At 63.5% G+C, this 26,365-nt stretch carries 20 protein-coding genes; 15 read left to right on the forward strand and 5 right to left on the reverse strand.

Annotated features, from left to right (window positions below; genetic code table 11):
- The first annotated feature begins 28 nt into the window (after window positions 1-28).
- The 3 genes from M3I54_RS25655 (at window position 29) to M3I54_RS25665 (ending at window position 3,907) form a co-directional block, all read left to right on the forward strand.
- Window positions 29-937: a LysR family transcriptional regulator gene (locus tag M3I54_RS25655; RefSeq protein WP_254341051.1), complete on the forward strand. Its 909-nt coding sequence runs from the start codon at window positions 29-31 to the stop codon at window positions 935-937.
- Between the two features lie 321 nt (window positions 938-1,258).
- The gene (locus tag M3I54_RS25660; protein WP_254341153.1) at window positions 1,259-2,161 is read left to right on the forward strand and encodes a choline ABC transporter substrate-binding protein; all 903 of its coding nucleotides are present in this window, start codon (window positions 1,259-1,261) and stop codon (window positions 2,159-2,161) included.
- Between the two features lie 99 nt (window positions 2,162-2,260).
- The gene (locus M3I54_RS25665) at window positions 2,261-3,907 is read left to right on the forward strand and encodes an APC family permease (protein WP_254341053.1); all 1,647 of its coding nucleotides are present in this window, start codon (window positions 2,261-2,263) and stop codon (window positions 3,905-3,907) included.
- A gap of 91 nt (window positions 3,908-3,998) precedes the next feature.
- On the opposite strand, the gene M3I54_RS25670 is transcribed toward M3I54_RS25665, so the two are convergent.
- The 4 genes from M3I54_RS25670 to betI all read right to left on the reverse strand — a co-directional run bounded on the left by M3I54_RS25670 (window position 3,999) and on the right by betI (window position 9,467).
- Window positions 3,999-5,438: a hypothetical protein gene (locus tag M3I54_RS25670; RefSeq protein ID WP_254341055.1), complete on the reverse strand. Its 1,440-nt coding sequence runs from the start codon at window positions 5,436-5,438 to the stop codon at window positions 3,999-4,001.
- 180 nt (window positions 5,439-5,618) lie between these two features.
- Window positions 5,619-7,352, reverse strand: coding sequence for a choline dehydrogenase (gene betA, locus M3I54_RS25675; protein ID WP_254341064.1), 1,734 nt, complete (start codon window positions 7,350-7,352; stop codon window positions 5,619-5,621).
- A gap of 11 nt (window positions 7,353-7,363) precedes the next feature.
- Window positions 7,364-8,833: a betaine-aldehyde dehydrogenase gene (betB, locus tag M3I54_RS25680; RefSeq protein WP_254341067.1), complete on the reverse strand. Its 1,470-nt coding sequence runs from the start codon at window positions 8,831-8,833 to the stop codon at window positions 7,364-7,366.
- A gap of 19 nt (window positions 8,834-8,852) precedes the next feature.
- Window positions 8,853-9,467, reverse strand: coding sequence for a transcriptional regulator BetI (gene betI / locus M3I54_RS25685; protein ID WP_254341069.1), 615 nt, complete (start codon window positions 9,465-9,467; stop codon window positions 8,853-8,855).
- Between the two features lie 346 nt (window positions 9,468-9,813).
- Between betI and M3I54_RS25690 the strand changes: the two genes are divergently transcribed.
- The 8 genes from M3I54_RS25690 (at window position 9,814) to fdhA (ending at window position 19,696) form a co-directional block, all read left to right on the forward strand.
- Complete coding sequence (locus M3I54_RS25690) at window positions 9,814-10,956, forward strand: porin (RefSeq protein WP_254341071.1); 1,143 nt, start codon at window positions 9,814-9,816, stop codon at window positions 10,954-10,956.
- Between the two features lie 204 nt (window positions 10,957-11,160).
- Complete coding sequence (locus tag M3I54_RS25695; protein ID WP_254341079.1) at window positions 11,161-12,546, forward strand: L-serine ammonia-lyase; 1,386 nt, start codon at window positions 11,161-11,163, stop codon at window positions 12,544-12,546.
- Window positions 12,547-12,584: 38 nt separating this feature from the next.
- Window positions 12,585-13,829 carry a sarcosine oxidase subunit beta family protein gene (locus tag M3I54_RS25700; protein WP_042260300.1) on the forward strand — a complete coding sequence of 415 codons (1,245 nt, stop codon included), beginning with the start codon at window positions 12,585-12,587 and terminating at the stop codon, window positions 13,827-13,829.
- Window positions 13,830-13,897: 68 nt separating this feature from the next.
- Window positions 13,898-14,200: a sarcosine oxidase subunit delta gene (locus tag M3I54_RS25705; RefSeq protein WP_254341082.1), complete on the forward strand. Its 303-nt coding sequence runs from the start codon at window positions 13,898-13,900 to the stop codon at window positions 14,198-14,200.
- Window positions 14,197-17,205, forward strand: a complete 3,009-nt coding sequence (locus tag M3I54_RS25710) for a sarcosine oxidase subunit alpha family protein (RefSeq protein ID WP_254341085.1) — start codon at window positions 14,197-14,199, stop codon at window positions 17,203-17,205. The genes M3I54_RS25705 and M3I54_RS25710 overlap by 4 nt, the downstream gene beginning before the upstream one ends.
- On the forward strand, window positions 17,195-17,830 hold the full coding sequence (locus M3I54_RS25715; protein WP_254341087.1) for a sarcosine oxidase subunit gamma: 636 nt from the start codon (window positions 17,195-17,197) through the stop codon (window positions 17,828-17,830). The genes M3I54_RS25710 and M3I54_RS25715 overlap by 11 nt, the downstream gene beginning before the upstream one ends.
- On the forward strand, window positions 17,827-18,324 hold the full coding sequence (locus M3I54_RS25720) for a dihydroneopterin aldolase (RefSeq protein WP_254341089.1): 498 nt from the start codon (window positions 17,827-17,829) through the stop codon (window positions 18,322-18,324). The genes M3I54_RS25715 and M3I54_RS25720 overlap by 4 nt, the downstream gene beginning before the upstream one ends.
- Window positions 18,325-18,499: 175 nt before the next feature.
- On the forward strand, window positions 18,500-19,696 hold the full coding sequence (gene fdhA, locus M3I54_RS25725) for a formaldehyde dehydrogenase, glutathione-independent (protein ID WP_254341091.1): 1,197 nt from the start codon (window positions 18,500-18,502) through the stop codon (window positions 19,694-19,696).
- A gap of 115 nt (window positions 19,697-19,811) precedes the next feature.
- Here the strand turns inward: fdhA and M3I54_RS25730 are convergent, their stop codons facing one another.
- Window positions 19,812-20,834 (reverse strand): GlxA family transcriptional regulator, encoded by a 1,023-nt coding sequence (locus M3I54_RS25730; RefSeq protein WP_254341094.1) that lies wholly within the window; start codon window positions 20,832-20,834, stop codon window positions 19,812-19,814.
- Window positions 20,835-21,289: 455 nt separating this feature from the next.
- Between M3I54_RS25730 and M3I54_RS25735 the strand changes: the two genes are divergently transcribed.
- The 4 genes from M3I54_RS25735 (at window position 21,290) to M3I54_RS25750 (ending at window position 26,364) form a co-directional block, all read left to right on the forward strand.
- Window positions 21,290-22,573, forward strand: a complete 1,284-nt coding sequence (locus M3I54_RS25735) for a serine hydroxymethyltransferase (protein ID WP_254341096.1) — start codon at window positions 21,290-21,292, stop codon at window positions 22,571-22,573.
- A gap of 64 nt (window positions 22,574-22,637) precedes the next feature.
- Entirely contained in the window at window positions 22,638-23,609 is a 972-nt protein-coding gene (locus tag M3I54_RS25740; protein WP_254341099.1) for a dipeptidase, read from the forward strand.
- Window positions 23,610-23,702: 93 nt separating this feature from the next.
- The gene (locus tag M3I54_RS25745; RefSeq protein WP_254341101.1) at window positions 23,703-24,236 is read left to right on the forward strand and encodes a DUF5943 domain-containing protein; all 534 of its coding nucleotides are present in this window, start codon (window positions 23,703-23,705) and stop codon (window positions 24,234-24,236) included.
- Window positions 24,237-24,300: 64 nt separating this feature from the next.
- Window positions 24,301-26,364 (forward strand): NADH:flavin oxidoreductase, encoded by a 2,064-nt coding sequence (locus M3I54_RS25750; RefSeq protein WP_254341102.1) that lies wholly within the window; start codon window positions 24,301-24,303, stop codon window positions 26,362-26,364.
- The last annotated feature ends 1 nt before the right edge of the window (window position 26,365 follow it).

The following is a 26,365-nucleotide window of genomic DNA, read 5'->3' on the forward strand; positions in this document are numbered from 1 at the left end:
CCAGATTGGCAAGGGGTTGCCCTTTTCCATGCTCGAACGCGTTCATCTTGTCATCGTCCGCGAAGTCGCCCGCCAGGGCTCGCTTACCGCAGCGGCGGAGTCGCTTTTCCTCACGCAATCGGCGTTGAGCCATACGGTCAAGAAAATCGAGCAGCAACTCGGCACCCAGATCTGGGGCCGCGAGGGGCGCAGCTTGCGGCTTACGCAGGCCGGGCAATATCTGCTCTCGTTGGCCGAACGACTCTTGCCTCAGTTCGAACTCGCGGAAGAGCGCATGAAGCAGTACGCCGCGGGCGAGCGCGGCACGCTGCGCATCGGCATGGAATGCGCCCCGTGCTATCAGTGGCTGCTCAAGGTGGTCTCGCCGTATCTGGCGCGCTGGCCCGATGTCGATGTGGATGTGAAGCAGCGTTTTCAGTTTGGCGGCATCGGCGCGTTGATCGGCTACGACATCGACGTGCTGGTCACGCCCGATCCGCTCAACCGGCCCGGACTGCGTTTCGATCCGGTGTTCGACTACGAACAGGTGCTGGTGGTCGCGGAAAGCCATCGGCTCGCGAACGTGCGTTACGTGAAGCCCGAGCAGCTTGTCGACGAGACGCTCATCACGTATCCCGTGGAGACCGACCGGCTCGATATCTACAACCAGTTTCTGCGGCCCGCGAGCATCACGCCGCGCCGTCACAAGACGATCGAAACGACCGACATCATGCTGCAGATGGTCGCGAGCCACCGCGGTGTGGCCGCGTTGCCGCGATGGCTCGCGGAAGAATACGCAGACCGCATGCCGCTTGCGATCGTGAAGCTCGGCAAGCAGGGCATTGCGAAGCAGATCTTTCTCGGCACGCGGGAAGGCGACGCCGTGGTCGATTACCTGAAATCCTTTGTCGAATTCGCGCGCGACCCAGTCTGGCAACAGGCCCGTGTGCGAGGCTGATGCCGCGCGGCGCACGCGAGGTTGCCGCAATGGACTCGCGTGTCAGCATGGTGGCCTGATTACATTTTGAAAATGAAAGGAACGCGGCGGAAGTTCGTATATTGATCGTTCAATTAACTTAAAGCCGCTGTTCATCGGTGCTCGCGGGAATCGATTGTCGCTTCTGCGCAATTGCTCGTCGCAATTGCTACGTTAGTCCGCTTTTTGCCGGACAACTATGTGTCATGAGCCTTCATGACCCTGCGACGCAATTCGATTCCTGAGGAGATGACGATGTGCCGATTCCCCCTGCTTAAGACAGGCGCGCTCGCGTGCGCCGCGATGCTCTGCACCGGCGCCTACGCGGCCGATCCCGCCGCGTGCAAGGACGTGCGCTTCGCTGACGTGGGCTGGACCGATATCGCGGCGACCACGGGCGTGGCATCGACGATTCTCGGCGCGCTTGGCTATGCGCCGACGAAAACGATCGCCTCGGTGCCGATCACGTTTGCAGGGCTCAAGAGCAAGCAGATCGATGTGTTCCTCGGCTACTGGTCGCCGACCATGGACCCGATCATCGGGCCCTTCACGAAGTCGGGCTCGATCAAGGTTCTCTCGACGCCGAATCTCACGGGCGCGAAATACACGCTCGCCGTTCCCGATTACGTCTACCAGGGCGGCCTGAAGTCGTTCCAGGACATAGCGAAATACGCGGACAAGTTGCAAGGGCGCATCTACGGCATCGAACCCGGCAACGACGGCAACGCGCTGATCCAGAAGATGATTGGCGCGAATCAGTATGGACTCGGCAAATTCAAGCTCGTCGAATCGAGCGAGGCGGGGATGCTCGTGCAGGTGAACCGCGCCGTGCGTGAGAAGCAATGGATCGTGTTCCTCGGCTGGGAGCCGCATCCGATGAACGTGCAGATGAAAATCGACTATCTCTCAGGCGGCGACGCGGTGTTCGGGCCTGACTATGGCGCGGCGCGCGTGCTGACCGCGGAACCGCCCGACTATGCCGCGCGCTGCCCGAACGTCGCGAAGTTCGTCTCCAACCTGCAGTTCACGACTGCCATCGAGAACCATTTGATGGTGCCGATCGCGAACAAGGAAGACCCCAACAAGGCCGCCGCCGACTGGCTGCGCAGCAACCCGCAGGTGCTCGACAACTGGCTCGCCGGCGTGACCACGCTGGACGGCAAGCCGGGCCTGCCTGCCGTGCGCGCCTCGTTGGGCGTGCACTGACGCGCCTTTGTCCGCGGTGAAAGCCGCGGACACCCCTGCGGTACATCCCTATTTGCGCAGCAATTTTGGTTGATTAGCGTTCAAAAGAGGAGGAGGCAGATGGAGCAAGCGGGAATCGGTACGCACGGCGGGGAGGATAGCGCCGCACGAGACAGTCATGGCCATGCGCTGCAACGCGGCCTCACATGGAAGGATGCGTTCTGGGTGACGAGCGGCGTGCCCGCGGGCGTGCTGTTCACGATTGGCGGCGTTTGCGCGACCATCGGCCAGCCGGCCTGGGCCATCTGGATCGCGTCGATTACGATGGGCCTCGTGCAAAGCGCCACTTACGCCGAGATTTCAGGGCTCTTTCCGCACAAGTCGGGCGGCGCTTCGGTGTACGGAGCAATCGGTTGGGTCCGCTACAGCAAGATGATCGCACCGGTTTCCGTGTGGTGTAACTGGCTCGCGTGGTCGCCCATGCTGGCGCTTGGCTGCGGACTCGCCGCGAACTACGCGCTCGCCACGCTGTTCGCGCCCGAAGCGGCGATCATGCAGTGGCACTGGACGCTCGCCAACCTGGACTTCATCAAGCCAGGTCTCACGCTGCGCATCAACGCGACGTTCCTGATCGCAGCGGCGTTCTTGCTCATCACATTCCGGCTTCAGCACAGCGGCGCTTCGAAGGCCGCGAAAACGCAGAAGATTCTGGGCATCGCTTCGCTCACGCCGCTTTTGATCGTCGGACTCGTGCCCTTCATCACGGGCGATATTCCCGCAAAGCATCTCTTTCCGCTGCTGCCGCTCGGGCACGACGCGCACGGCAATCTCAGCGCGGCGGTCTTCGGGACCTGGAACGGGCAGGGCGCGGTCATGGCGCTGGGCGCGATGTTCATGGCGGGATGGGCATCGTACGGCTTCGAAACGGCGGTGTGCTATACGCGCGAGTTTCGCGACCCACGGCGCGATACGGCGAGGGCGATATTCTGGTCGGGCGCGCTATGCCTCGTCGTGATGACGCTCGTTCCGCTCGCGTTTCAGGGCACGCTGGGTACGGCGATGATGCTCGATCCGCGCATTGGCGACGGCACGGGTGTGGGCGCCGCGATGGCCGCGATGGTGGGCGGCGGCGCCTGGGTGGGCAACGCCGTGGTGGTGATGCTGATGCTCTCCATTTTGCTGATCGTGATGACGTCGATGATGGGTTCGTCGCGCACGCTCTATCAGGCTTCGGTGGACGGCTGGCTGCCGCGCTACCTCTCGCGCGTGAACGAGCACGGCGCGCCGACGGCGGCGATGTGGACCGATCTGGGTTTCAATCTCCTCCTGCTCGCGATGTCGGACTATATGACGGTGCTGTCGATCTCGAACGTCTGCTACATGTTGTTCGTCTTCCTGAACCTTCAGTCGGGCTGGATTCATCGCATGGACCGTGGCTCGTGGGCGCGTCCGTTTCGTTGCCCGACGTGGCTGCTCGCGCTGGGTGCGCTGTGCGGCTATGCGAACCTTGTGTTCGTGGGCGCGGGCGCCAATCTGCAAGGCGAGGGGACGCTGCGCGACGGCCTCATTGCCATGCTGCTGATCGTGCCGGTGTTTGCTTTCCGGCATTACTGGCAAGATCGCGGGCGGTTTCCGGCGGGCAGCGCGCTCGATATGGAAGTGAGCGTGCCGATGCGCAGCCGGTGGTTGAGCCTTGCGCCTTATGGTGCACTCGTTACGGCGGCGCTGACGATTGCGGTTTCGCATTGGCTGGCCGCGTCGGTTTGAGTTGGCTTCAGTGTTGGCGGCATCGTGCGGGCGGCTTGCTCGCGTGATGCGCGCTTTTCCCGCGCTTTTCGGCGGATTGACCGCACACGGGTCACAGATGCTTGACGACGCCCAGCGTCACCGTAAAATCGCTAGTTGCATACGAGCCGATCATGCTCAATTGGGCGACCACGTTGCCGTGCGCGTCCTCGAGCGTAAGCACTCCGCCGGGGAGGCCATTGACGGGACCCGGTACGAACGTACCTTGCGTGGCGGGAGCGTGCAGCTTGATGACGTCGCCCTTCACGAAGCCCGCTATCACGCCAGCGAAGGCCCCGGGGTTGAGGAGAACCAGCTTGCCGGTGTTGCTGGCGAAAGTGATGGTTTGCGAGCTTGCCACCGCTGCAACCGATACGACGGCGCCCGCGTCGAGCGCAATCGTCCCCGTGCCACCCAGCGAACCCGCACACACGAGTTCACTGCCAGCATCGGCGTTGATCGTGCCGTCATTGCTTAGGTCTCCCGCCAAAATCAGCAGCCCGTTTGCCGTGATCGTCCCGCCGTTGTTTTCGAAACCCATGGGCGCAGTCACCCGGCCACTGCCAGACAATGTGCCGCCTTTGTCCACTCCGAGCGCGGTCGTGTTGATTTGTCCGTGATCGAGCGTCAATGTCCCCGTCGCACTGACGTTGACGCCCAAGCCGGCCGATACGATAGCGTGGTCCGCCACATCGAGGGAACCCGTCCCCAGCGCAGCGCCAACTCCCAAGGCGCCTTCGACGACAAGCCGCGCTCGGGGGCCCGAGATGGAAACTTTGCCGCTGACGTGAGCTTGCAGCGTCCAGCCGATATACAGGTCGCTGGCGGCAACGACGCTGCAGCCTTCGATGGTGAGCGTGCCGTTGGCCTGGCGGCCGACGATGATCTGGCCGCGTGCGGTGAGGGTCGCCTCCGAGACGCTTACGGTCCCCTCGGCGTGGTTGCCGACGACGAGCGCCCAGGGATAGACGAGTGGGTCGCCATTGCCTGCGGTGAGGGTGCCGCCATCGGCAATGGTCAGCGTGCCGGGGCTGCCTTGCCCAACCGCAATCGGCTGATTGCCGCCATCAACGACAGCACCCGCGCCGTGAACAACCAACGCGCCGGATGGGGGACCGGCGTCACCAATCAGGATTCCGTAGTTGTCCACCGAATGGAACGGTGTGATCGCGACAACGGCTTGCGCGCCGACCGTCAGCGCGCAGGTGCCCCCGTGGCTGCCGTCTATGGGCAAGCCAAGCCTGGGTGTGGTCAGGACCGCGCCTCGGTCGAGCGTCAGCACCTGGTTGACCTGCGCGCCATAAGTCGCCGTCAATAGGCCCGATACGGTGCCGGTGCCGTAGAACTTCAGCCGTTGTACGGTCCCGGCACCGGTCACAACGACGCCGACACCATCGATGCTCGCAAAGTCGTTCGGCCCAGGCGGCTGCGTTGCGACTGCACCGCTGACCAGCCAGTTTGCCGCTGCCCCAAAATCCCCGGTCGCACCTGGGGCCCAGCTATAGTCAGCCATGCTTGATCTCCTTATGTGCCGCAGATAGACGCCCGCTTCATAAGCCTAAAGATTGCGGTATGTTTTCGCGTCCATCATTTGGTGGAGAGCGTGCAGGCCGGCAATGCTCGACGAACCCAAAGAAAAAGGCCAGAGTCGGCGCGCAGACTTTGCGCGGCGACTCTGGCCCATCAGCGTTTCTTAAAGCGTCACGCTATGCGAGCGTATTTTCTCCCTACGCGACGTGAGATTCTCCGCGGAAAAATCCGCCCCCCGCGCAGGCGTGCCCTTCGCCACAAAATACGGCGCATGCGAACGCGCAAGCGTCTCACGCCCGCGTATGCGATCCGCGATCTTCTCCGCGATCATGATGGTCGGCGCATTGAGGTTGCCGGTGGTAATGCGCGGCATGATCGACGCATCCACCACGCGCAGGCCGTCGAGTCCATGCACGCGCCCTTCGCCATCCACCACGGCCATGTCGTCATTACCCATCGCACACGAACACGACGGGTGATAGGCGGTCTCCGCGCGGTTGCGCACGAAAGCATCGATCTCGGCGTCGGTCTTGAGCGCCGCACCGGGGCTCAACTCACGTCCGCGAAACCGATCGAGCGCGGGCTGCGCAATGATTTCGCGGGTGATGCGAATCGCGTCGCGGAACTCGCGCCAGTCGAGCGCCTCGGCCATGTAGTTGAAGAGAATCGATGGATGCTGGCGCGGATCGCGCGAGCGTAGCTTCACGCGCCCGCGGCTCGGCGAGCGCATCGAGCCCACGTGCGCCTGGAAGCCGTGCATCCTGATCGCATTGCTGCCGTTGTAATTGATCGCAACGGGCAGAAAATGATACTGAAGGTTCGGCCACGGATCGTCGTCGCGCGTGCGAATGAAGCCGCCCGCTTCGAAATGATTGCTCGCGCCAATGCCGGTGCCGAGCAGCATCCATTCAATGCCAATAGCCGGTTGATTGCGCATGAGGAGCGCAGGGTAAAGCGAGACGGGCTCCTTGCATTCGTACTGCATGTACATTTCCAGGTGATCCTGAAGATTCTGTCCAACGCCAGGCAGATCGAGCACAACGGGAATGTCGAGCTCGCGTAGCCATGCACCGGGACCGACGCCCGAGCGCTGCAGGATCTGCGGCGAGGCGATCGCGCCCGCACACAGCAGCACTTCGCGGCGCGCGTAGCGGGTCACGCGCGCGGGCCCGTCGAGAAAGACGACGCCACACGCCCGCTTGCCGCTGAACAGAATGCGGTCCGTCACAGCGTGCGTGACGATGTCGATGTTAGGCCGATGCTTGGCCTGGTCCAGATAGCCGCGTGCGGTGCTCGCGCGCCGGCCTTTGGCCGTCACGGTGCGGTCCATCGGCCCGAAGCCCTCCTGGCGGTAGCCGTTGAGGTCGTCGGTGCGCGGGTAGCCCGCCTGCACGCCGGCCTCGATCATCGCCTCGAACAGGGGGTTCACGCCCGGCTTGCTCGTCGTCACGTGAACGGGGCCTTCGCCGCCGTGATAGTCGTTCGCGCCGATGTCGCGCGTTTCGGCCTTGCGGAAATAGGGCAGGCAGTCCAGATAGCTCCAGTTTTCAAGTCCCTTGCGCTCGGCCCAGCCGTCGTAGTCGAGCGCATTGCCGCGGATATAGCACATGCCGTTGATGAGCGACGACCCGCCTAGCCCCTTGCCGCGCCCGCATTCCATGCGCCGGTTGTTCATGTGCGGTTCGGGATCGGTTTCGTAGGCCCAGTTGTAGCGGCGGCCCTGCAGCGGGTACGCAAGCGCCGCGGGCATCTGCGTGCGGAAATCGAAGCGGTAGTCGGGGCCGCCCGCTTCGAGCAGCAGCACCGTCGCATCGCGGTCCTCGGTGAGGCGCGCGGCAAGCACGTTGCCCGCCGATCCCGCGCCGATAATGATGTAGTCGTACTCTTGCGCTGCCATGCAGGACTCCCTCAGAAAACCGGCTGATACGGTCCCAGTTCGACCTGGACGGATTTGATGCGCGTGTAATGCTCGAGCGTGGTGACGCCGTTTTCGCGGCCCACGCCCGACTGCTTGTAGCCGCCCACGGGCATTTCGGCGGGCGACTCGCCCCATGTGTTGATCCAGCAGATGCCGGCTTCGAGGCGATGAATCACGCGGTGCGCGCGAGAGAGGCTTTCGGTTACGACACCGGCGGCCAGGCCGTAAAGCGATTCGTTGGCGCGTGCGATCACTTCGGCTTCGTTGGCGAAGGCGAGAATGCTCATCACCGGGCCGAAGATTTCCTCCTGCACGATGCGCATGTCGTCGCGGCAACCGGAGAATACGGTGGGCTGCACGTACTGGCCGCGCGCGAAATCGCCCTGCGTGAGGCGCGCGCCACCCGCGAGCAGCCGCGCGCCTTCGCGTTTGCCGCTCTCGATATAGCCGAGCACCTTGTCGAGCTGCGCGGCGCTGGCGAGCGGCCCGAAGTTGGTGGTGGGATCGGTGGGATTACCCACGCGAATGCGCTGCACGCGTTCGAGCACGCGTGCTTCGAACGCGGCAATCACGGATTGATGGACGAACACGCGCGTGGCGTTGGTGCACACCTGGCCCGCGCTGAAGAAGTTGGCGGTCACGGCGATATCGGCGGCGCGCTCGAGGTCGGCGTCTTCGAAGACGATGAGCGGCGACTTGCCGCCCAGTTCCATCGTGACTTCCTTGAGTGAGGAGCCGCCTGCGGCCGCCATGACTTTTTTGCCCGTTTCGACGCCGCCCGTAAACGAAATCTTCTCGATGCCGGGATGCACGCTCAGCATGGCGCCTACGCGGCCGTCGCCATGGACCACATTGAACACGCCGGGCGGCACGCCTGCTTTGATATAGATCTCCGCGAGTTTCGAGGCCGAAAGCGGGGTGATCTCGCTCGGCTTGAAGATCATCGCGTTGCCGGCGGCAAGCGCGGGCGCCGATTTCCAGCAGGCAATCTGGAGCGGATAGTTCCACGCGCCAATGCCCGCCGTGACGCCCAGCGGCTCGCGCCGCGTGTAGACGAACGAACTCTCGCGCAGCGGAATTTGCTGGCCTTCGAGCGCGGGCGCGAGTCCCGCGTAGTACTCGATCACGTCGGCGCCCGTGGCGATGTCCACGCTGCGCGTCTCGGCGATGGGCTTGCCCGTGTCGCGGGTTTCGAGCGCCGCGAGTTCGTCGTTGCGCTCGCGCAGCAACTCGACCGCACGCCGCAGCACACGCGAGCGCTGCATGGCCGTCATGGCGGCCCAGACGCGCTGGCCGTTACGGGCCGACTGCACGGCACGGTCGATATCGGCGGCGCTCGCGTGCTGCACCGTGGCGAGCCGCGTGCAGGTGGCGGGATCGTAGGTGTCGAACGTTGCGCCGCTGGTGGCGTCGGTGTAGGTGCCGTCGATGAAGAGGCGTTGCAGGGGAAAGAGGGACATCGATTGGCTCCGGGCCGGGTTATTTGGCCGACTTGCCTGAGCGCGGCTTGGCGCGCGCTTCGAGCAGCAGGTCGATGTAGTCGTTGGCCACGCGCAGCGCGGCCTTCGTGTCGAACGGTTCGCCCGTGAGCGCGCCGCGCAGCCAGAGGCCGTCGATCAATGCAGCGAGTCCGCTTGCGGCGCGCCGGGCCGCGGCGCCTGGCAACACCTTCTCGAACTCCGCGCAGAGGTTCGAATGGAGCCGCCGCGTGTTGACCCGCTGCAGCCGGCGCAGCGCGGGCTGATGCATGCTCTCGGCCCAGAACGCGAGCCATGTCTTCATGACGGGTGCGTTCACCTGCGAAACATCGAAATTGGCCGCGACGATGGCGCGCAAGCGCGCACGCGGTTCGTCTTTCGCGGCGAGGCGACGCCGCACCGTGGCCTCCCAGAGGTCGTGCAGCACGTGGCGCATGGTGGCTTCGAGCAGGCCGTCCTTACCGCCGAAATAGTGACTGACGATGCCAGTCGAAATCTTCGCGTGCTGCGCGACGGTGGCGAGCGTCGTGCCCGAGAGACCCGACTGGTCGATCGATTGCAGGGTGGCGTCGATGAGTTGCGCGCGCCGCACGTCGCGCATTCCGATCTTGGGCATGGGGACTCCGGACGATTCGGGAAGGTTTCCACTCTAGGTATTTTTTATTGAATGTTCAATCAATAAAAACGTAGAAATGGCGGGATCGGCGGATTTTACAAAGTCCGCGTCGGATTACCGATGATCGCGTCGGCGGAACCCCTCGCGAGGGCCGCCAGATAAAGGATTGCGCCTGTTTTACAGGGGTTTTTTCTTCGCTGGCGTGTCGCGTTAGCGCCAGCGCGTGTCGTGTCTGCGCAAGTCGGGCGAGATTTGGACTTGTACGTTTTGATCCACCGCGCAGGGCGCCACGCGTTGCCGGCGCGGCCCGACAACCTGTATCGCCAGACCAGAGAGACCCGACACCATGAGAAAACTGAATCCGGTGGCACTGAGCGGCATTGCGGTGGCATTGAGTGCTGTCTCGACCGCAAGCCATGCCCAAAGCAGCGTCACCCTGTACGGGATCATCGACGCGGGCGTGACGTACGTGAGCAATGCGGGCGGCTCGCATCAAGTGAAATTCGACGACGGCATTGCGCAGGCGAACCGCTGGGGCCTCAAGGGCACCGAGGAACTCGGCGGCGGGTTGAAGGCCGTGTTCCAGTTGGAGAGCGGCTTTCACCTTGGCAACGGACAGATCGCCAACGGCGGCTCGCTTTTCGGCCGCCTGGCTTATGTCGGACTCCAGAACGATTGGGGCACGCTCACGTTCGGCAATCAGGCCGATATGACGCAGGAGTTCGTCTACCTCTACAACGTCACGGCGTGGGCGAGCGGCTACGCAATCAACCAGGGCGACTTCGACCGCATGAACGGCGACCATCTGCCGAACGCCGTGAAATTCATGTCGAACACGTTCGGCGGATTCCAGTTCGGCGGCATGTACTCGTTCAGCAACACGCCCGGCGACTTCCACACGGGCAGCGCCTGGAGCGTGGGCGCGCAATACCAGAACGGCCCGTTTGCGATGGGCACCGCGTACACGCAGTTGAATAACCCATCGGGCATCTACGCGTTCGACCCGTACAACATGATCGGCGTGCGCACGTTCTTTGGCAGGCCGACCGTCAGCGTCGATCCCGCCACGGGCGCAGTGAGCTCGCTCTACTCGGAGACGCCGTTCCCCGTGGACAAGCAGGCCACCTTCGGCGCGGGCGCGAGCTACGCCATCGGCGACGTCACGCTCATGGGCGCTTTCACGTATACGCAGATCAAGGCGTTCGGCGAGAGCGAGCACATGCAGGTGGGCGAGGGCGGCGCCAACTGGCAGGTGACGCCCGCGTTCAGCGTGGCCGGCGGCTACCAGTACACCCACTTCGACGGCCACCACTGGAACCAGCTTTCGGCGGGCCTGCATTACCTGCTTTCGAAGACCACGGACGTCTATCTGTCGGGCGACTGGCTCAAGGCCTCACAGGGTGTGGACGCGGTGATCGGCTATAGCTTCACGCCGTCTTCCACCACGACGCAGGCCGACGTGCGCGTTGGCTTGCGGCATTCGTTCTGAGCGGGCAGGCGGGTGTTTTTCCGCCGCAAAACATCGGGAAAACCCCCGGTCAAACTCAGGCGAAACGTCCGGCGGAGTCGCCCAAAAGCCGCGGCTGGCGAGGCCGTCCAACGGCGATGGCGCTTTTGTTCTATCGGCTGCCATGGCCAATTTGGTCTACTTGCATCCAAGCTCATCCATGCGCTCAGCGCGAAGGGAAGTCAGATGAACGTCAGCGTTTTCGACCTGTTCAAAATCGGGATCGGTCCGTCCAGCTCGCATACGGTCGGCCCGATGGTCGCCGCGTGCCGCTTCGCGTCCCATGTCGAGGATGCCAATCTGCTCGCCTTTGTGCGCCGCGTCAAAGTCGAGCTGTACGGCTCGCTCGGCGCGACGGGCAAGGGCCACGGCACCGACAAAGCCGTGCTGCTCGGCCTCGAAGGCAACTTGCCCGACTCGATCGATCCCGACCAGATTGAGCCGCGCCTCGCCGCCATTCGCCGCGAGAAGACGCTTGTGCTGCTTGGCAAGCAGACGATCCGCTTCGATGAAAAGGAGTGCATCGGCTTCTTTCGCAAGACCATGGGCGGCGCAAACACGCTCCACCCGAACGGCATGCGTTTTCAGGCCTTCGACGAAAACGGGCAGTTGCTCGTCGAAAAGGAATACTACTCGGTGGGCGGCGGCTTTGTCGTGAACCGCGACGGCGACCGCGTGAACGGTGTGCGCAGCGGACGCGACGTGCCGTATCCGTTCCGCACCGGCGACGACCTGCTGCGCGTGTGCAACGAGAGCGGTCGCTCGATCGCCGAAGTCACCTTGGCGAACGAGTGCGCGGCACGCTCGCCGGAAGACGTGCGCGAAGGGCTGCTCGTGATCTGGCGCGCGATGGCCGCCTGCGTGGAGCGCGGTTGCAAGATGCATGGCGAGTTGCCCGGCCCGATGAAGGTGAAGCGCCGCGCCGCCGATCTCTCGGTGCATCTGCGTTCGCGCTCCGAGGAGTCGCTGCGCGATCCGCTTTCCATGCTCGACTGGGTCAATCTCTACGCCATGGCCGTGAACGAAGAGAACGCGGCGGGCGGCCGCGTCGTCACGGCGCCCACGAACGGCGCGGCGGGCGTGATCCCCGCGGTGCTGCACTACTACGTGAAGTTCGTGGCGGGCGCAAACGAAGACGGCATTGCCAACTTCCTGCTCACGGCTGCGGCCATCGGCATCATCTACAAGGAAACCGCGTCGATTTCGGGCGCGGAAGTGGGCTGCCAGGGCGAAGTGGGCGTGGCGTGCTCGATGGCGGCCGCGGCGCTTGCTGCTGTCATGGGCGGCACGCCTGGGCAAGTGGAAAACGCCGCCGAAATCGGCATGGAGCATAACCTCGGCATGACCTGCGACCCGGTGGGCGGCCTCGTGCAAATTCCGTGCATCGAACGCAACGCCATGGGCGCGATCAAGGCGATCAACGCCGCGCGCATGGCGCTCAAGGGAAACGGCGAACATTACGTCACGCTCGACAACGTCATCAAGACGATGCGCGAAACGGGTGCCGACATGAAGACGAAATACAAGGAGACGTCGCGCGGTGGTCTCGCCGTGAACGTCATCGAGTGCTAACTGAAGCTAATGGTAACGCGCAACAAGGGGTCTGCGAGATGAGCCGCTATTCGATATTCAGTCTGTTCCGCAACGGGTTGTCGTATCACGAGAACTGGGAGCGGCAGTGGAGAAGCCCGGAGCCGAAGAAGGAGTACGACGTGGTGATCGTCGGCGGCGGCGGGCATGGTCTCGCAACCGCCTATTACCTCGCGAAAGAACACGGCGTGAAGAACGTCGCGATTCTGGAGAAAGGCTGGATCGGCGGCGGCAATACGGCGCGCAACACGACCATCGTGCGCTCGAACTATCTGTGGGACGAGTCGGCGGCGCTCTATGAGAAGGCGATGAAGCTCTGGGAAGGGCTCTCGCAGGACCTCAACTACAACGTGATGTTCAGCCAGCGCGGCGTGATGAATCTCGCGCACACGCTGCAGGACGTGCGCGACACCGAGCGCCGTGTGAATGCGAACCGCCTGAACGGCGTAGACGCGGAATTCCTCACGCCCGAGCAGATCAAGGAAATCGAGCCGACCATCAACCTGAACAGCCGTTACCCGGTGCTGGGCGCGTCGATTCAGCGCCGCGCGGGCGTGGCGCGCCACGACGCGGTGGCGTGGGGCTTCGCGCGCGGCGCGGACCAGCACGGAGTGGACATCATTCAGAACTGCCAGGTGACGGGCATTCGCCGCGACGGCGCGCGCGTGACCGGTGTGGATACGTCGAAGGGTTTCATCAAGGCGAAGAAGGTCGCCGTGGTGGCGGCGGGCAACACCACGACGCTCGCGGACATGGCCGGCGTGCGCCTGCCGCTGGAAAGTCATCCGCTGCAAGCGCTGGTGTCGGAGCCGATCAAGCCGGTGGTCAATACCGTCATCATGTCGAACGCGGTGCACGCCTATATCAGCCAGTCCGACAAGGGCGATCTCGTGATCGGCGCGGGCGTGGACCAGTACACCGGTTTTGGCCAGCGCGGCAGCTTCCACATCATCGAGGGCACGCTGCAGGCCATCGTCGAAATGTTCCCGGTGTTCTCGCGCGTGCGCATGAACCGGCAGTGGGGCGGCATTGTCGACGTTTCGCCGGACGCATGCCCGATCATCAGCAAGACCGATGTGAAGGGTCTCTATTTCAACTGCGGCTGGGGCACCGGCGGCTTCAAGGCGACGCCGGGCTCGGGCTGGGTGTTCGCGCACACCATTGCGAAGGACGAGCCGCATCCGCTCAATGCTCCGTTCTCGCTGGACCGCTTCTATACCGGCCATCTGATCGACGAACACGGCGCAGCTGCCGTGGCGCATTAGGCAACTTCGTTGCATGGGACCAGAGTAAGGCGCTGAAGCGCCAACTCTGGTCGACAGGAGATCCAAACATGTTGATGATTGAATGTCCGTGGTGCGGTCCCCGCGCCGAAGTCGAGTTCACGTGCGGCGGCGAAGCCGACATCGCGCGTCCGCTCGACACCGACAAGCTCACCGACGAGGAATGGGGCGACTACCTCTTCATGCGCCACAACCCGCGCGGTGTCCACAAGGAGCAGTGGCTGCACGCGCAGGGTTGCCGCCGGTGGTTCAAGGCGACGCGCGACACCGTCACCTACGAGATTCAGTGTTACGAGACCTTCGGCGCGGCAAATGAGGCGCAAGGCAACAAGCAAGGGAGCACGCAGCGATGAGCCAGAAGAACCGCCTCGGCGCCGGTGGGCGCGTGAACCGCGCGATTCCGCTGAACTTCACCTTCAACGGCCGCACGTATCAGGGCTTCCAGGGCGACACGCTCGCCTCGGCGCTGCTCGCCAACGACGTGCATTTCGTCGCGCGCAGTTTCAAGTACCATCGCCCGCGCGGCATCATGACCGCGGACGTGGCCGAGCCGAACGCTATCGTGCAACTCGAGCGCGGCGCGTATACGGTGCCCAATGCGCGAGCGACCGAAGTCGAGTTGTACCAGGGGCTCATTGCGACGAGCGTGAACGCCGAGCCTAGCCTCGAAAACGATCGCATGGCGATCAACCAGAAGTTCTCGCGCTTTCTGCCTGCGGGCTTCTACTATAAGACCTTCATGTGGCCGCGCAAATGGTGGCCGAAATACGAGGAAAAGATTCGCGACGCCGCGGGTCTCGGCAAAGCGCCCGAAGTGCGCGACCCCGACCGCTACGACAAATGCTTCGCGCATTGCGACGTCCTCGTGGTCGGCGGCGGCCCCGCCGGTCTCGCAGCCGCGCATACGGCGGGCGCATCCGGCGCACGCGTGATTCTGGTGGACGACCAGCGCGAACTGGGCGGCAGCCTGCTGTCGTGCAAGGCCGATATCGACGGACGTCCCGCGCTCCACTGGGTCGAGAAGATCGAAGCCGAATTCAAGCAAATGCCCGACGTGAAGATCCTTTCGCGCAGCACGGCTTTCGGCTATCAGGATCACAACCTCGTGACCGTTACGCAGCGTTTGACGGAGCATCTGCCGGTATCCACGCGCCAGGGTACGCGCGAACTGTTGTGGAAAATCCGCGCCAAACGCGTGATTCTCGCGACGGGTGCGCACGAGCGTCCCATCGTGTTCGGCAACAACGATCTGCCGGGCATCATGCAGGCCTCGGCGGTATCGACCTATATCCATCGCTATGGCGTGTTGCCGGGCCGCAATGCGGTCGTGTTCACGAACAACGACTCGGGCTACCGTTGTGCGCTCGACCTGAAGACATGCGGAGCGACTGTCACGGTCGTCGATTCGCGCACCCAGGGCAACGGCGCATTGCAGGCCGCCGCGCGCCGCCAGGGCGTGAAGGTGATGTACAACGCGGCCATCAACTGTGCGCACGGCAAGCAGCGCGTGAGTTCAGTCGATGTGGTGGGCTACACGAACGGGCAAGCCGGTGCGCGGCAGGCCACGCTCGCATGCGATCTCGTTGCCGTGTCGGGCGGCTTCAGCCCGGTGCTCCACCTCTTCGCGCAGTCGGGCGGCAAGGCGCACTGGAGCGACGCGAAGGCGTGCTTCATGCCGGGCAAGCGGGTGCAGGAGGAAGTGAGCGTTGGCGCGGCGGTGGGCGAATTCGGGCTTGCCCGAGCGCTCACGCAGGGTGTGGACGGCGGCATCGACGCGGCGAAGTCGCTCGGCTTGCCGCTCAAGCGGCCCGCTGTGCCCAAGGCCGCCGAGCTCGAAGAAACGCCGCTGCAGGCGCTGTGGCTCGTGGGCAGCCGCAAGGATGCGGCGCGCGGTCCGAAGCAATTCGTCGATTTCCAGAACGACGTTTCGGCAGCGGACATTCTGCTCGCCGCGCGCGAAGGCTTCGAGTCGGTCGAGCACGTGAAGCGTTACACGGCCATGGGCTTCGGCACCGACCAGGGCAAGCTCGGCAATATCAACGGCATGGCGATTCTCGCCAGCGCGCTCGGCAAGACGATTCCCGAAACGGGCACGACGACGTTCCGCCCGAACTACACGCCCGTCACGTTCGGCACGTTCGCGGGGCGGGAACTCGGCGACATGCTCGACCCGATCCGCAAGACCTGCATTCACGAGTGGCACGTGCAGCATGGCGCGCAGTTCGAGGACGTGGGCAACTGGAAGCGCCCGTGGTACTACCCGAAGAGCGGTGAGAATCTGCACGCGGCCGTGAAGCGCGAGTGTCTTGCGGTGCGCAATAGCGTCGGTATTCTCGATGCTTCCACGCTGGGCAAGATCGACATTCAGGGGCCCGACGCCGCGAAGCTGCTCAACTGGGTCTATACGAACCCGTGGCTCAAACTCGAAGTGGGCAAGTGCCGTTATGGCCTGATGCTCGACGAAAACGGCATGGTGTTCGACGACGGCGTGACGGTGCGCCTCGGCCAGCAGCACTACATGATGACGACCACCACGGGCGGCGCGGCGCGCGTGCTCACGTGGCTCGAACGCTGGCTGCAGACCGAATGGCCCGACATGAAGGTGCGTCTTGCTTCCGTCACCGACCACTGGGCGACGTTCGCCGTGGTCGGCCCGAAGAGCCGCAAGGTACTGCAGAAGGTGTGCAAGGACATCGACTTCGACAACGCCGCGTTCCCGTTCATGTCGTATCGCAACGGCACGGTCGCGGGCGTGAAGTCGCGCGTCATGCGTATCAGCTTCTCGGGCGAGCTGGCCTATGAAGTGAACGTGCCGGCCAATGCAGGCCGCGCCGTATGGGAAGCGTTGATAGAAGCAGGCGCCGAGTTCGACATCACGCCGTACGGCACGGAAACGATGCATGTGCTCCGCGCGGAGAAGGGCTACATCATCGTGGGACAGGACACGGACGGGTCGGTCACGCCTTTCGACCTCGGCATGGGCGGTCTCGTCTCGCAGACGAAGGACTTCCTCGGCCGCCGCTCGCTCAAGCGCTCGGACACGGCCAAGGAAAACCGCAAGCAGTTCGTCGGATTGCTAACCGATGAAGCCCAGTATGTTCTGCCCGAAGGCGGCCAGATCATCGCGCCAGATGCGCAGGCGCGCTCCGACGGCACGACACCGATGATCGGTCACGTGACGTCGAGCTATTACAGCCCGATCCTCCAGCGTTCCATCGCGCTTGCGGTCGTGCAGGGCGGCTTGAACAAGATGGGCGAGCGCGTGGTGATTCCCATGGCCGATGGCCGGCGCGTGAGCGCGCAGATCGCGAGCCCGATTTTCTACGACACGGAAGGAGTGCGTCAGCATGTTGAATGAAACGAAAGACCCCCTGCCGGTCGCGGAGCGCGTCGTCGGCGTGCGCCTGGAGTCGCCGCTCGTTGGCGCAACGGATCTGATCAAGGCGCAGGAGGGACGCGCCTCGAAAGCGTTCGCCATGCGCGAGTTGCCGTTCCGGGACCTCGTGAACGTGCGCGGCGAATCGAGCGACCCGGCGTTCGTCGCGGCGTTCGCCAGCGTCGTGGGCTGCGAGCCGGCCGCCGCGCCGAACACCGTCGCGCGCAGCGACCATTACGACGTGCTCTGGCTCGGACCCGACGAATGGCTCGTGCGCTCGCTCGCGCCCGTGCAAACAGGCATGCTCGAAGCGAAGCTGACCGCCGTGCTCGGCGACGCCTATGCGGCGGCCGTGGACATCGGCAGCGGCAACACGCTGATCGAGATCGAAGGCACGCGAGCGCGCGACGTGCTCTCGCGCGGCTGCCCGCTCGATCTGCATCCGCGCCTCTTCAAGCCGGGTCAATGCGCGCAGAGCGTGTATTTCAAGGCATCGATCGTGCTGATTCCCACGGGCGACGACCGCTTCGAAATCGTCGTGCGCCGCAGCTTCGCCGATTATTTCTGCCGCATCATGGTCGACGCCGCGGCGTCGGTCGCGCCATGAAGATCGTCGATGCTGCGTTCGAGCCGGCGCTCGGCGCGCTGGGCGCAATCGGTGCGCTCGGCGCTCATGATGAGCCGCGCGGGCGCGGCTGGAGCGTATTCGTCGAAGCGTTGAGCGTGCCGGCGCGCATCGGCATCTATCCGCACGAGCACGGCTCCCCGCAGCCACTCGTGATCGACGCGCAGCTTGGCTATCGCTGCATGCCGCGAGAAAAGCGCTCGGCGGGTGAAGCAGGCGACTGGATCGACTACGACGGCTATTGCACGCGCCTTGCCGATTTTCTCGGGCGCAAGCCGCACACGCGGCTGCTCGAAACGCTGGTGGCGGACATTGCGGCGTTTTCGTTTCGCGAATGGCCCGCGCTGGAAACGCTCAGGCTCGCGGTCCACAAGCCGAAGATCCGGCCGGGCACGCGGCGCGTGGGCGTGGCGCTCGACTGGACACGCGCCGACTATCGGCAATGGATACGGGCTGACGGGGGCGGGCAGCCGTAGCAGGCAAGACGCGTAGCCCGATGTCGGCACAAAGCAAGGGCGCGTCGCTTTTTGCACATCGTCGTATGCGGCGCTCAGGCTACGCTCGAAGCATCGTTGTCTTGCGCGCAGTCCGCGCGAGGTAACGTCATCTAGTGAGCAGCGTTGCGAGCTGCATCGAACAGGAGACAGCGAGATGAGCGGTAATCGAGGCGTCGTGTATCAAGGGCCGGGCAAGGTCGAGGTGCAGAAGATCGCGTATCCGAAGATGGTCGATCCGAGCGGGCGCTCGATCGGCCATGGTGTCATTCTCAAGGTGGTGAGCACGAATATCTGCGGCTCGGACCAGCATATGGTGCGCGGGCGCACGACGGCGCCCGCAGGTCTCGTGCTGGGCCACGAAATCACCGGCGAAGTGGTGGAGGTCGGCAAGGACGTCGAAACGCTGAAGATCGGCGACCTCGTTTCCGTGCCGTTCAATGTGGCCTGCGGGCGCTGCGCGATGTGCCGCGAGCAGCACACGGGCGTTTGCCTGAACGTGAACCCCTCGCGCGCGGGCGGCGCTTACGGTTATGTCGACATGGGCGGCTGGATTGGCGGCCAGGCCGAATACGTGCTCGTGCCGTATGCCGATTTCAACCTGCTGAAGTTTCCGTACCGCGACCAGGCGATGTCGAAGATCCGCGATCTCACGTGCCTCTCCGATATTCTGCCGACGGGCTATCACGGCGCGGTCACGGCGGGCGTGAAGCCGGGTTCGACGGTCTATATTGCGGGCGCGGGTCCGGTCGGGATGGCGGCCGCGGCTTCGGCGCGCCTGCTTGGCGCGGCCTGCACGATCGTCGGCGACATCAATGCCGAGCGTCTCGCGCATGCGAAGGCAATGGGCTTCGAAGTGGTCGACCTTTCGAAAGACGCGACGCTCGGCGAGCAGATCGAACAGATTCTTGGCAAGCCGGAAATCGATTGTGCCGTGGATTGCGTGGGCTTCGAAGCACACGGGCATGGCGCTTCCGGTCACTCGGAGGAAGCGCCGGCCACGGTGCTTAATTCACTCATGGAAATCACGCGGCCTGCGGGCATGATCGGCATTCCGGGGCTTTACGTGACCGACGATCCGGGCGCACGCGACGTGGCCGCGCAGCACGGCAGCCTGAGCATCCGTTTCGGCCTTGGCTGGGCTAAGTCGCATACGTTCCATACGGGGCAAACGCCCGTGCTCAAGTACAACCGCAACCTCATGCAGGCGATTTTGTTCGACCGGCTGCCGATCGCCAAGATCGTTAATGTGTCGGTGATATCGCTCGATGAGGCGCCTGAGGGGTATAAAAAGTTTGATGGCGGCGCGCCGCGGAAGTTTGTGATTGATCCGCATGGGTTGCTGGCGGCTTAGTTTTTGTTTTTGGTTTTGGCTTTTGGCCGTTTTTTTGGGTTTTCTTGTTTTCGCGTCGGTCTGCCAGTGTTGCCCCTGTGCGGGGCAACACTGGCATACCACCGCGAAAACAAGTTCAAACGTGCACTGTTGCAGGCACAACAGTAGCAGCAGGCGCATCCACGCCAGCAAGCGGCGCGACACGTTTACGCCGTTCACCAGTAGGCGCACTACCAAACGCATCCCGATAGCTCTTGCTAAAGTGACAAGCCGACTGAAAGCCGCAAGCCATCGTAATCTGCATAATCGACATATCGGTCTGCAACAGCAGTTCACGCGCACGCCGCAACCGCAGCGTTAAATAGTAATGCGTAGGCGTCATACCGAGATGCTCATGAAAGAGCCGCTGCAATTGCCGCTGCGACATATTCGCAAGACGCGCGAGCTCTTCGCGCGAAAGCGGCTCTTCGATATTGTTCTCCATGAGCGAGATGACTTCGAAGAGCGACTTGTTCGCCGAACCGAGCCGCGCGACGAGCGGCATGCGCTGCTGGGCGGACGTATCGCGCACATGCTCGACAACGAACTGCTCGGCGATCTGCGTCACGCGCGCCGTGCCCACGCGCGCGGTGATGAGGTGCAGCATCATGTCGAGCGGCGCGATACCGCCGGTGCAAGTCACGCGCTCGCGGTCGATGACAAAGAGCTCCTTGAGAAAACGCGTGGACGGAAACTCTTCCTTCAGCGCCGACATGTTTTCCCAGTGGATCGCGCAGGCATACCCAGCTAGCAGCCCGGACTTCGCAAGCGCATAGGTCCCCGTGCACAGGCTGCCCAGCGCGACACCCATACGCGCGAAGCGGCGCAGCGCGGCGAGATGGGCGGGCGTGGTGGCCCGCTGCACATCGATGCCGCCGCAGACGAACACGATATCGGGCTGCCCCACACATTCGGCCGGGCCGGTGTCGATGGAAAGCCCGTTGCTCGACGCGACCGGGCCGCCCTCCGGGCTGATGATCGACCACCTGTAAAGCGGCTGTCCGCTCAGGTAGTTAGCCATACGAAGGACTTCGATCGCGTTCGTGAACGCGATCATCGTGAAGTCGGGCAGCGGCATGAACGCGAAGTGCGCAAACGACGCTGTGCGATCCGGCAGCATGGGGGACGATTCCTTGTGATCGGTAGCCTGGTGCCCAGTGGAGGCCCGATGAGGCCGGGGGGCTGGCTACGCTACCGCAATTTTCGAGTTTGGCGGGTCCAGTGTGCCATGCGGCAAAACCCTGAGTCATCTGGACAAAAAAGCCCGGACGCGGGAAAAAGGACGAGGGTGCGGGATTGGTGCACTGCGATGCACGATAAATAATTCGGATTGGGAAACATGGGGCACGGCGCACCGTTAGCGGGCGCCAAGCGGAGCCACTTGTGAAAAATGGACGCGGATGGCGGAAAAGGAAAAGAACGCGTCTGAATTTCGACGTTGAGCGCCAATTCGAACGACAAGAATAGAAGCGTCGGTCCCAAGCCGGTCAAGCGGGTTCACAGCCGCTGCAAAACCAGTCGCGACGGGGCCTCCAGCATTGCAGGAAGTCCTTCATTCATCGTCACGGAAGCCCTATGTCGAACACTCAACCTTTCTTTTCGCAAACGCTGGCGCAGCGCGATTCCGCAGTTCGCAGCAGCATCCTGAAAGAACTCGAGCGGCAGCAGTCGCAGGTCGAAATGATCGCGTCGGAAAACATTGTGTCGCGCGCCGTGCTCGAAGCCCAAGGCTCGGTGCTGACCAACAAGTACGCGGAAGGTTATCCGGGCAAGCGTTATTACGGCGGCTGCGAGTTCGCCGACGAGGTGGAAGCGCTTGCCATCAGCCGCATCAAGCGACTGTTCAACGCCGGTTTCGCCAACGTGCAGCCGCATTCGGGCGCACAGGCCAACGGCTCGGTCATGCTCGCGCTCGCCAAGCCGGGTGACACGGTGCTCGGCATGTCGCTCGACGCAGGCGGTCACCTCACGCATGGGGCCAAGCCGGCGCTTTCCGGCAAGTGGTTCAACGCCGTGCAGTACGGCGTGAACCGCGAAACCATGCTGATTGATTACGATCAGGTCGAAGAACTCGCGCAGCAGCACAAGCCCAGCCTCATCATCGCAGGCTTTTCCGCGTATCCGCGCGCACTCGACTTCGCGCGCTTTCGCGCCATCGCCGACTCGGTCGGCGCGAAACTGATGGTGGATATGGCGCATATCGCGGGCATCATCGCGGCGGGGCGTCATCAGAATCCCGTCGAGCACGCCCACGTGGTCACCTCCACCACCCACAAGACGCTGCGCGGCCCGCGTGGTGGCTTCGTGCTGACCAACGACGAGGAGATCGCGAAGAAGATCAACTCGGCTGTGTTCCCTGGCCTCCAGGGCGGCCCGCTCATGCACGTGATCGCGGGCAAGGCGGTGGCGTTCGGCGAAGCACTCGAAGCCAGCTTCAAGACCTATATCGACAGCGTGCTCGCCAATGCGAAGGCGCTGGGCGAGGTGCTGAAGGCGGGCGGCGTGGACCTCGTGACGGGCGGCACCGACAACCATCTGCTGCTCGTCGATCTGCGGCCCAAGGGACTGAAGGGCAATCAGGTCGAGCAGGCGCTGGAGCGCGCCGGCATCACCTGCAACAAGAACGGTATCCCGTTCGACGCCGAAAAGCCCACGGTCACCTCGGGCATTCGCCTCGGCACGCCCGCCGGCACGACGCGCGGTTTCGGCGTGGACGAGTTCCGCGAGATCGGCCGCCTGATTCTCGAAGTGTTCGACGCGCTGCGCGTACATCCCGAGGGCGACGCCGCCACCGAGCAGCGCGCGCGCCGCGAGATCTTCGCGCTGTGCGAGCGCTTCCCGATCTATACGCAGGCCTGATTCAGCAGGCCTGATTCTTCACACTACCGCCTTTCAATTTCATTTGAGCGTTTCGGAGCGGCTAATGAGCACTCTGCATGACAACAGCATCATCATCGACGGCCTGAACATTTCGAAGTTCGAGCGCTCGGTGTTTGAAGACATGCGCAAGGGCGGCGTCACTGCCGTCAACTGCACGGTTTCCGTCTGGGAAGACTTCCAGAAGACCGTGGACAACATCGCGCAGATGAAGCAGCAGATTCGCGAGTACAGCGAGATCCTCACGCTCGTGCGCACGACCGACGACATTCTGCGGGCGAAGAAAGAGAACAAGACGGGCATTATCTTCGGCTTCCAGAACTCGTATGCCTTCGAGGACAACCTCGGCTATATCGAGGTGTTCAAGGAACTCGGCGTGAATGTCGTGCAGCTTTGCTACAACACGCAGAACCTCGTGGGCACGGGCTGCTATGAACCGGACGGCGGCCTCTCCGGCTACGGGCGCGAAGTGATCCAGGAAATGAACCGCGTGGGCATCCTGGTCGATCTTTCGCATGTGGGCGGAAAGACTTCATCGGATGCGATTGCCTGCTCGAAGAAGCCGGTGACGTATTCGCACTGCTGTCCGTCGGGTCTCAAGGAGCACCCGCGCAACAAGACTGACGAGCAGTTGAAGGAGATTGCCGACGCGAACGGCTTCGTGGGCGTGACGATGTTCGCACCGTTCCTCAAGAAAGGCCCGGATTCGACCGTCGAGGATTATCTCGAAGCGATCGAATACGTGGTCGATCTGATCGGCGAGGACCGCGTGGGCATTGGCACGGATTTCACGCAGGGCTACAGCACCGAGTTCTTCGACTGGATCACGCACGACAAGGGCCGCTATCGCAGCCTCACGAATTTCGGCAAGGTTGTGAACCCGGAAGGCATCCGCACGATCGGCGAGTTTCCGAATCTCACCGCCGCCATGCAAAAAGCTGGCTGGAGCGAGACGCGCATCAAGAAGGTCATGGGCGAGAACTGGATGCGCGTGTTCGGCGAAGTCTGGGGCGGTTGACCGCCAGGCCTGACTCCGCAGCGCGGAAAGGCCATCGTTACCACTTAGAAACCCTAAATAAAATCGCTCACTGTGTCACTGGAGCCCCACGAAATGCAACCGCAACTGCCGATCGATGTCGATCCCGCCACCGGCGTCTGGACCACGGACGCGCTGCCGATGCTGTACGTGCCGCGTCACTTCTTCACCAACAATCACACCGCCGTAGAAGAGGCGCTGGGCCGTGATGTGTACGCCGAGATTCTCTACAAGGCCGGCTACAAATCGGCGTACCACTGGTGCGCGAAGGAAGCCGAAAAGCACGGCATTGCCGGCATGGCCGTGTTCGAGCACTACCTGACGCGTCTTTCGCAGCGCGGCTGGGGCCTCTTCACGATCCGCGAGGCCGATCCGGCCACCGCGCGCGCGAAGATCGAATTGCGCCATTCGTCGTTCGTGCTCGCGCAACCGGGCAAGGAAGGCAAGCTTTGCTACATGTTCGCGGGGTGGTTCGCGGGCGCGATGGACTGGGTGAACGACACCACGGAAGGTGGCAAGAACGCGCCGCGTTCGCAATCGAAAGAAGTGCAGTGCGCCGCCGAGGGCCACGCGCACTGCGTATTCGAAGTCTCGCCGATCGCCGCCTGAACGAGCGCGCGCCCCCCGCAATACAGGTCACACCGAAAGACACGAACGCCAGAGGTCGTCTGCGATGCGCTACCCCAATCTGTTCAAACCCTTGACGCTCAATCAGCTCACGCTGCGCAACCGCATCGTCAGCACGGCCCACGCCGAGGTCTACGCGGAGCCGGGCGGCTTGCCGGGCGACCGCTATATCCGCTATTACGAAGAAAAGGCCAAGGGCGGCGTGGGCCTGGCCGTATGCGGCGGGTCGAGCCCGGTGTCGATCGACAGTCCTCAGGGCTGGTGGAAGTCGGTGAATCTCGCCACGGACAAGATCATCGATCCGCTCGCGCGTCTGGCCGAAGCCATGCACCGCCACGGCGCGAAGATCATGATCCAGGCCACGCACATGGGCCGCCGCTCCGCCTTTCACGGCGAGCATTGGCCGCATTTGATGTCGCCTTCGGGCGTACGCGAGCCCGTGCACCGCGGCAACGCGAAGATCATCGAAGTGGAGGAGATCCGCCGCATCATCGGCGACTTTGCGGCGGCTGCAAAGCGCGTGAAGGACGCGGGCATGGATGGCATCGAAATCTCCGCCGCGCACCAGCATCTGATCGACCAGTTCTGGAGCCCGCGCACGAACTTTCGCACCGACGAATGGGGCGGCTCGCTCGAAAACCGCCTGCGTTTCGGCGTGGAAGTGCTCAAGGCCGTCCGCGAAGCGGTGGGCAAGGACTTTTGCGTCGGCCTGCGCATGTGCGGCGACGAATTCCACGAAGACGGCCTCGATCACGAGCAGCTAAAGGAAATCGCGCAGGCGATGTCGGAAACGGGGCTCATCGACTATCTCGGCGTGATCGGCTCCGGCGCGGATACGCACAACACGCTCGCGAACTGCATGCCGCCCATGGCGCTGCCGCCGGAGCCGTTCGTGCATCTCGCGGCAGGCATCAAGTCGGTGGTCAAGCTGCCGGTCATGCACGCGCAGAACATTCGCGACGCGGGCCAGGCCGAGCGTCTGCTCGCAAGCGGCATGGTCGATCTCGTGGGCATGACGCGCGCGCAGATCGCCGACCCGCACATGGTCATCAAGATTCGCGACGGCCGCGAGGACGAGATCAAGCAGTGCGTGGGCGCGAACTATTGCATCGACCGCCAGTACAACGGGCTCGACGTGCTGTGCGTGCAGAACGCGGCAACGTCGCGCGAAGCGACTATGCCGCACGTGATCGAAAAATCGCGAGGCCCGAAGCGCAAGGTCGTGGTGGTCGGTGCGGGCCCTGCAGGCCTGGAGGCTGCACGCGTGGCGCGGCTGCGCGGCCATGATGTCGTGCTGTTCGAGAAGAACGACGCCGTGGGCGGCCAGATTCTGCTGGCTGCAAAAGCGCCGCAGCGCGAGCAGATGGCGGGCATCGTGCGCTGGTTCGACATGGAGACGAAGCGCCTTGGCGTGGATCGTCGCCTTGGCGTGACGGCCGACGAGAAAACCATTCTCGCGGAAAAGCCCGACATCATCGTGCTCGCCACGGGCGGGTCGAGCTTCACGCAGCAGGTTCCGGCCTGGGGCGTGGAAGAGGGGCTCGCCGTGAGCGCGTGGGACATCCTGAGCGGCAAGGTCGAGCCGAAGCAGAACGTGCTCGTCTACGACGGCGTGAGCACGCATGCGGGCGCAGGCGTTGCCGATTTCATTTCGAGCCGTGGCTCGAAGGTCGAGATCGTGACGCCCGACGTGAAGGTCGCCGACGACGTGGGCGGCACCACGTTCCCGATCTTCTATCGCCGCCTCTATGCGCAAGGGGTGATTCACACGCCGAATTACTGGCTCGACCGTGTGTACGAAGAAGACGGCAAGAAGATCGCCGTGCTGCGCAACGAGTACACGGAGGAACAGGAAGAGCGCGCCGTCGATCAGGTGGTGATCGAAAACGGCAGCACGCCCAACGACGCCTTGTACTGGACGCTCAAGCCCGAATCGGTCAATCGCGGGCAGGTGGACGTGCACAAGCTCTTCGCAGCCGAGGCGCAGCCGTGCCTTGCCGAAGAACTCGGCAATGGCCGCTTCCTGCTCTTCCGCGTGGGCGACTGTATCTCCTTGCACAACATTCACGGCGCGATTTACGACGCGCTGCGGCTCGCCAAGGACTTCTGAA

Source organism: Paraburkholderia sp. CNPSo 3274 (assembly GCF_024206475.1).
Taxonomy (GTDB): domain Bacteria; phylum Pseudomonadota; class Gammaproteobacteria; order Burkholderiales; family Burkholderiaceae; genus Paraburkholderia.

Coding starts and splice junctions, on each gene's coding strand:
- betB (WP_254341067.1), bottom strand. CDS start 8,833: ATGTCCCTCTTTCCCCTGCAACGCCTCTTCATCGACGGCACCTACACC.
- M3I54_RS25720 (WP_254341089.1), top strand. CDS start 17,827: ATGAAGATCGTCGATGCTGCGTTCGAGCCGGCGCTCGGCGCGCTGGGC.
- fdhA (WP_254341091.1), top strand. CDS start 18,500: ATGAGCGGTAATCGAGGCGTCGTGTATCAAGGGCCGGGCAAGGTCGAG.
- M3I54_RS25705 (WP_254341082.1), top strand. CDS start 13,898: ATGTTGATGATTGAATGTCCGTGGTGCGGTCCCCGCGCCGAAGTCGAG.
- M3I54_RS25665 (WP_254341053.1), top strand. CDS start 2,261: ATGGAGCAAGCGGGAATCGGTACGCACGGCGGGGAGGATAGCGCCGCA.
- M3I54_RS25690 (WP_254341071.1), top strand. CDS start 9,814: ATGAGAAAACTGAATCCGGTGGCACTGAGCGGCATTGCGGTGGCATTG.
- M3I54_RS25670 (WP_254341055.1), bottom strand. CDS start 5,438: ATGGCTGACTATAGCTGGGCCCCAGGTGCGACCGGGGATTTTGGGGCA.
- M3I54_RS25750 (WP_254341102.1), top strand. CDS start 24,301: ATGCGCTACCCCAATCTGTTCAAACCCTTGACGCTCAATCAGCTCACG.
- M3I54_RS25655 (WP_254341051.1), top strand. CDS start 29: ATGCTCGAACGCGTTCATCTTGTCATCGTCCGCGAAGTCGCCCGCCAG.
- M3I54_RS25660 (WP_254341153.1), top strand. CDS start 1,259: ATGCTCTGCACCGGCGCCTACGCGGCCGATCCCGCCGCGTGCAAGGAC.
- M3I54_RS25745 (WP_254341101.1), top strand. CDS start 23,703: ATGCAACCGCAACTGCCGATCGATGTCGATCCCGCCACCGGCGTCTGG.
- M3I54_RS25715 (WP_254341087.1), top strand. CDS start 17,195: ATGTTGAATGAAACGAAAGACCCCCTGCCGGTCGCGGAGCGCGTCGTC.
- betI (WP_254341069.1), bottom strand. CDS start 9,467: ATGCCCAAGATCGGAATGCGCGACGTGCGGCGCGCGCAACTCATCGAC.
- M3I54_RS25700 (WP_042260300.1), top strand. CDS start 12,585: ATGAGCCGCTATTCGATATTCAGTCTGTTCCGCAACGGGTTGTCGTAT.
- M3I54_RS25735 (WP_254341096.1), top strand. CDS start 21,290: ATGTCGAACACTCAACCTTTCTTTTCGCAAACGCTGGCGCAGCGCGAT.
- betA (WP_254341064.1), bottom strand. CDS start 7,352: ATGGCAGCGCAAGAGTACGACTACATCATTATCGGCGCGGGATCGGCG.
- M3I54_RS25730 (WP_254341094.1), bottom strand. CDS start 20,834: ATGCTGCCGGATCGCACAGCGTCGTTTGCGCACTTCGCGTTCATGCCG.
- M3I54_RS25695 (WP_254341079.1), top strand. CDS start 11,161: ATGAACGTCAGCGTTTTCGACCTGTTCAAAATCGGGATCGGTCCGTCC.
- M3I54_RS25740 (WP_254341099.1), top strand. CDS start 22,638: ATGAGCACTCTGCATGACAACAGCATCATCATCGACGGCCTGAACATT.
- M3I54_RS25710 (WP_254341085.1), top strand. CDS start 14,197: ATGAGCCAGAAGAACCGCCTCGGCGCCGGTGGGCGCGTGAACCGCGCG.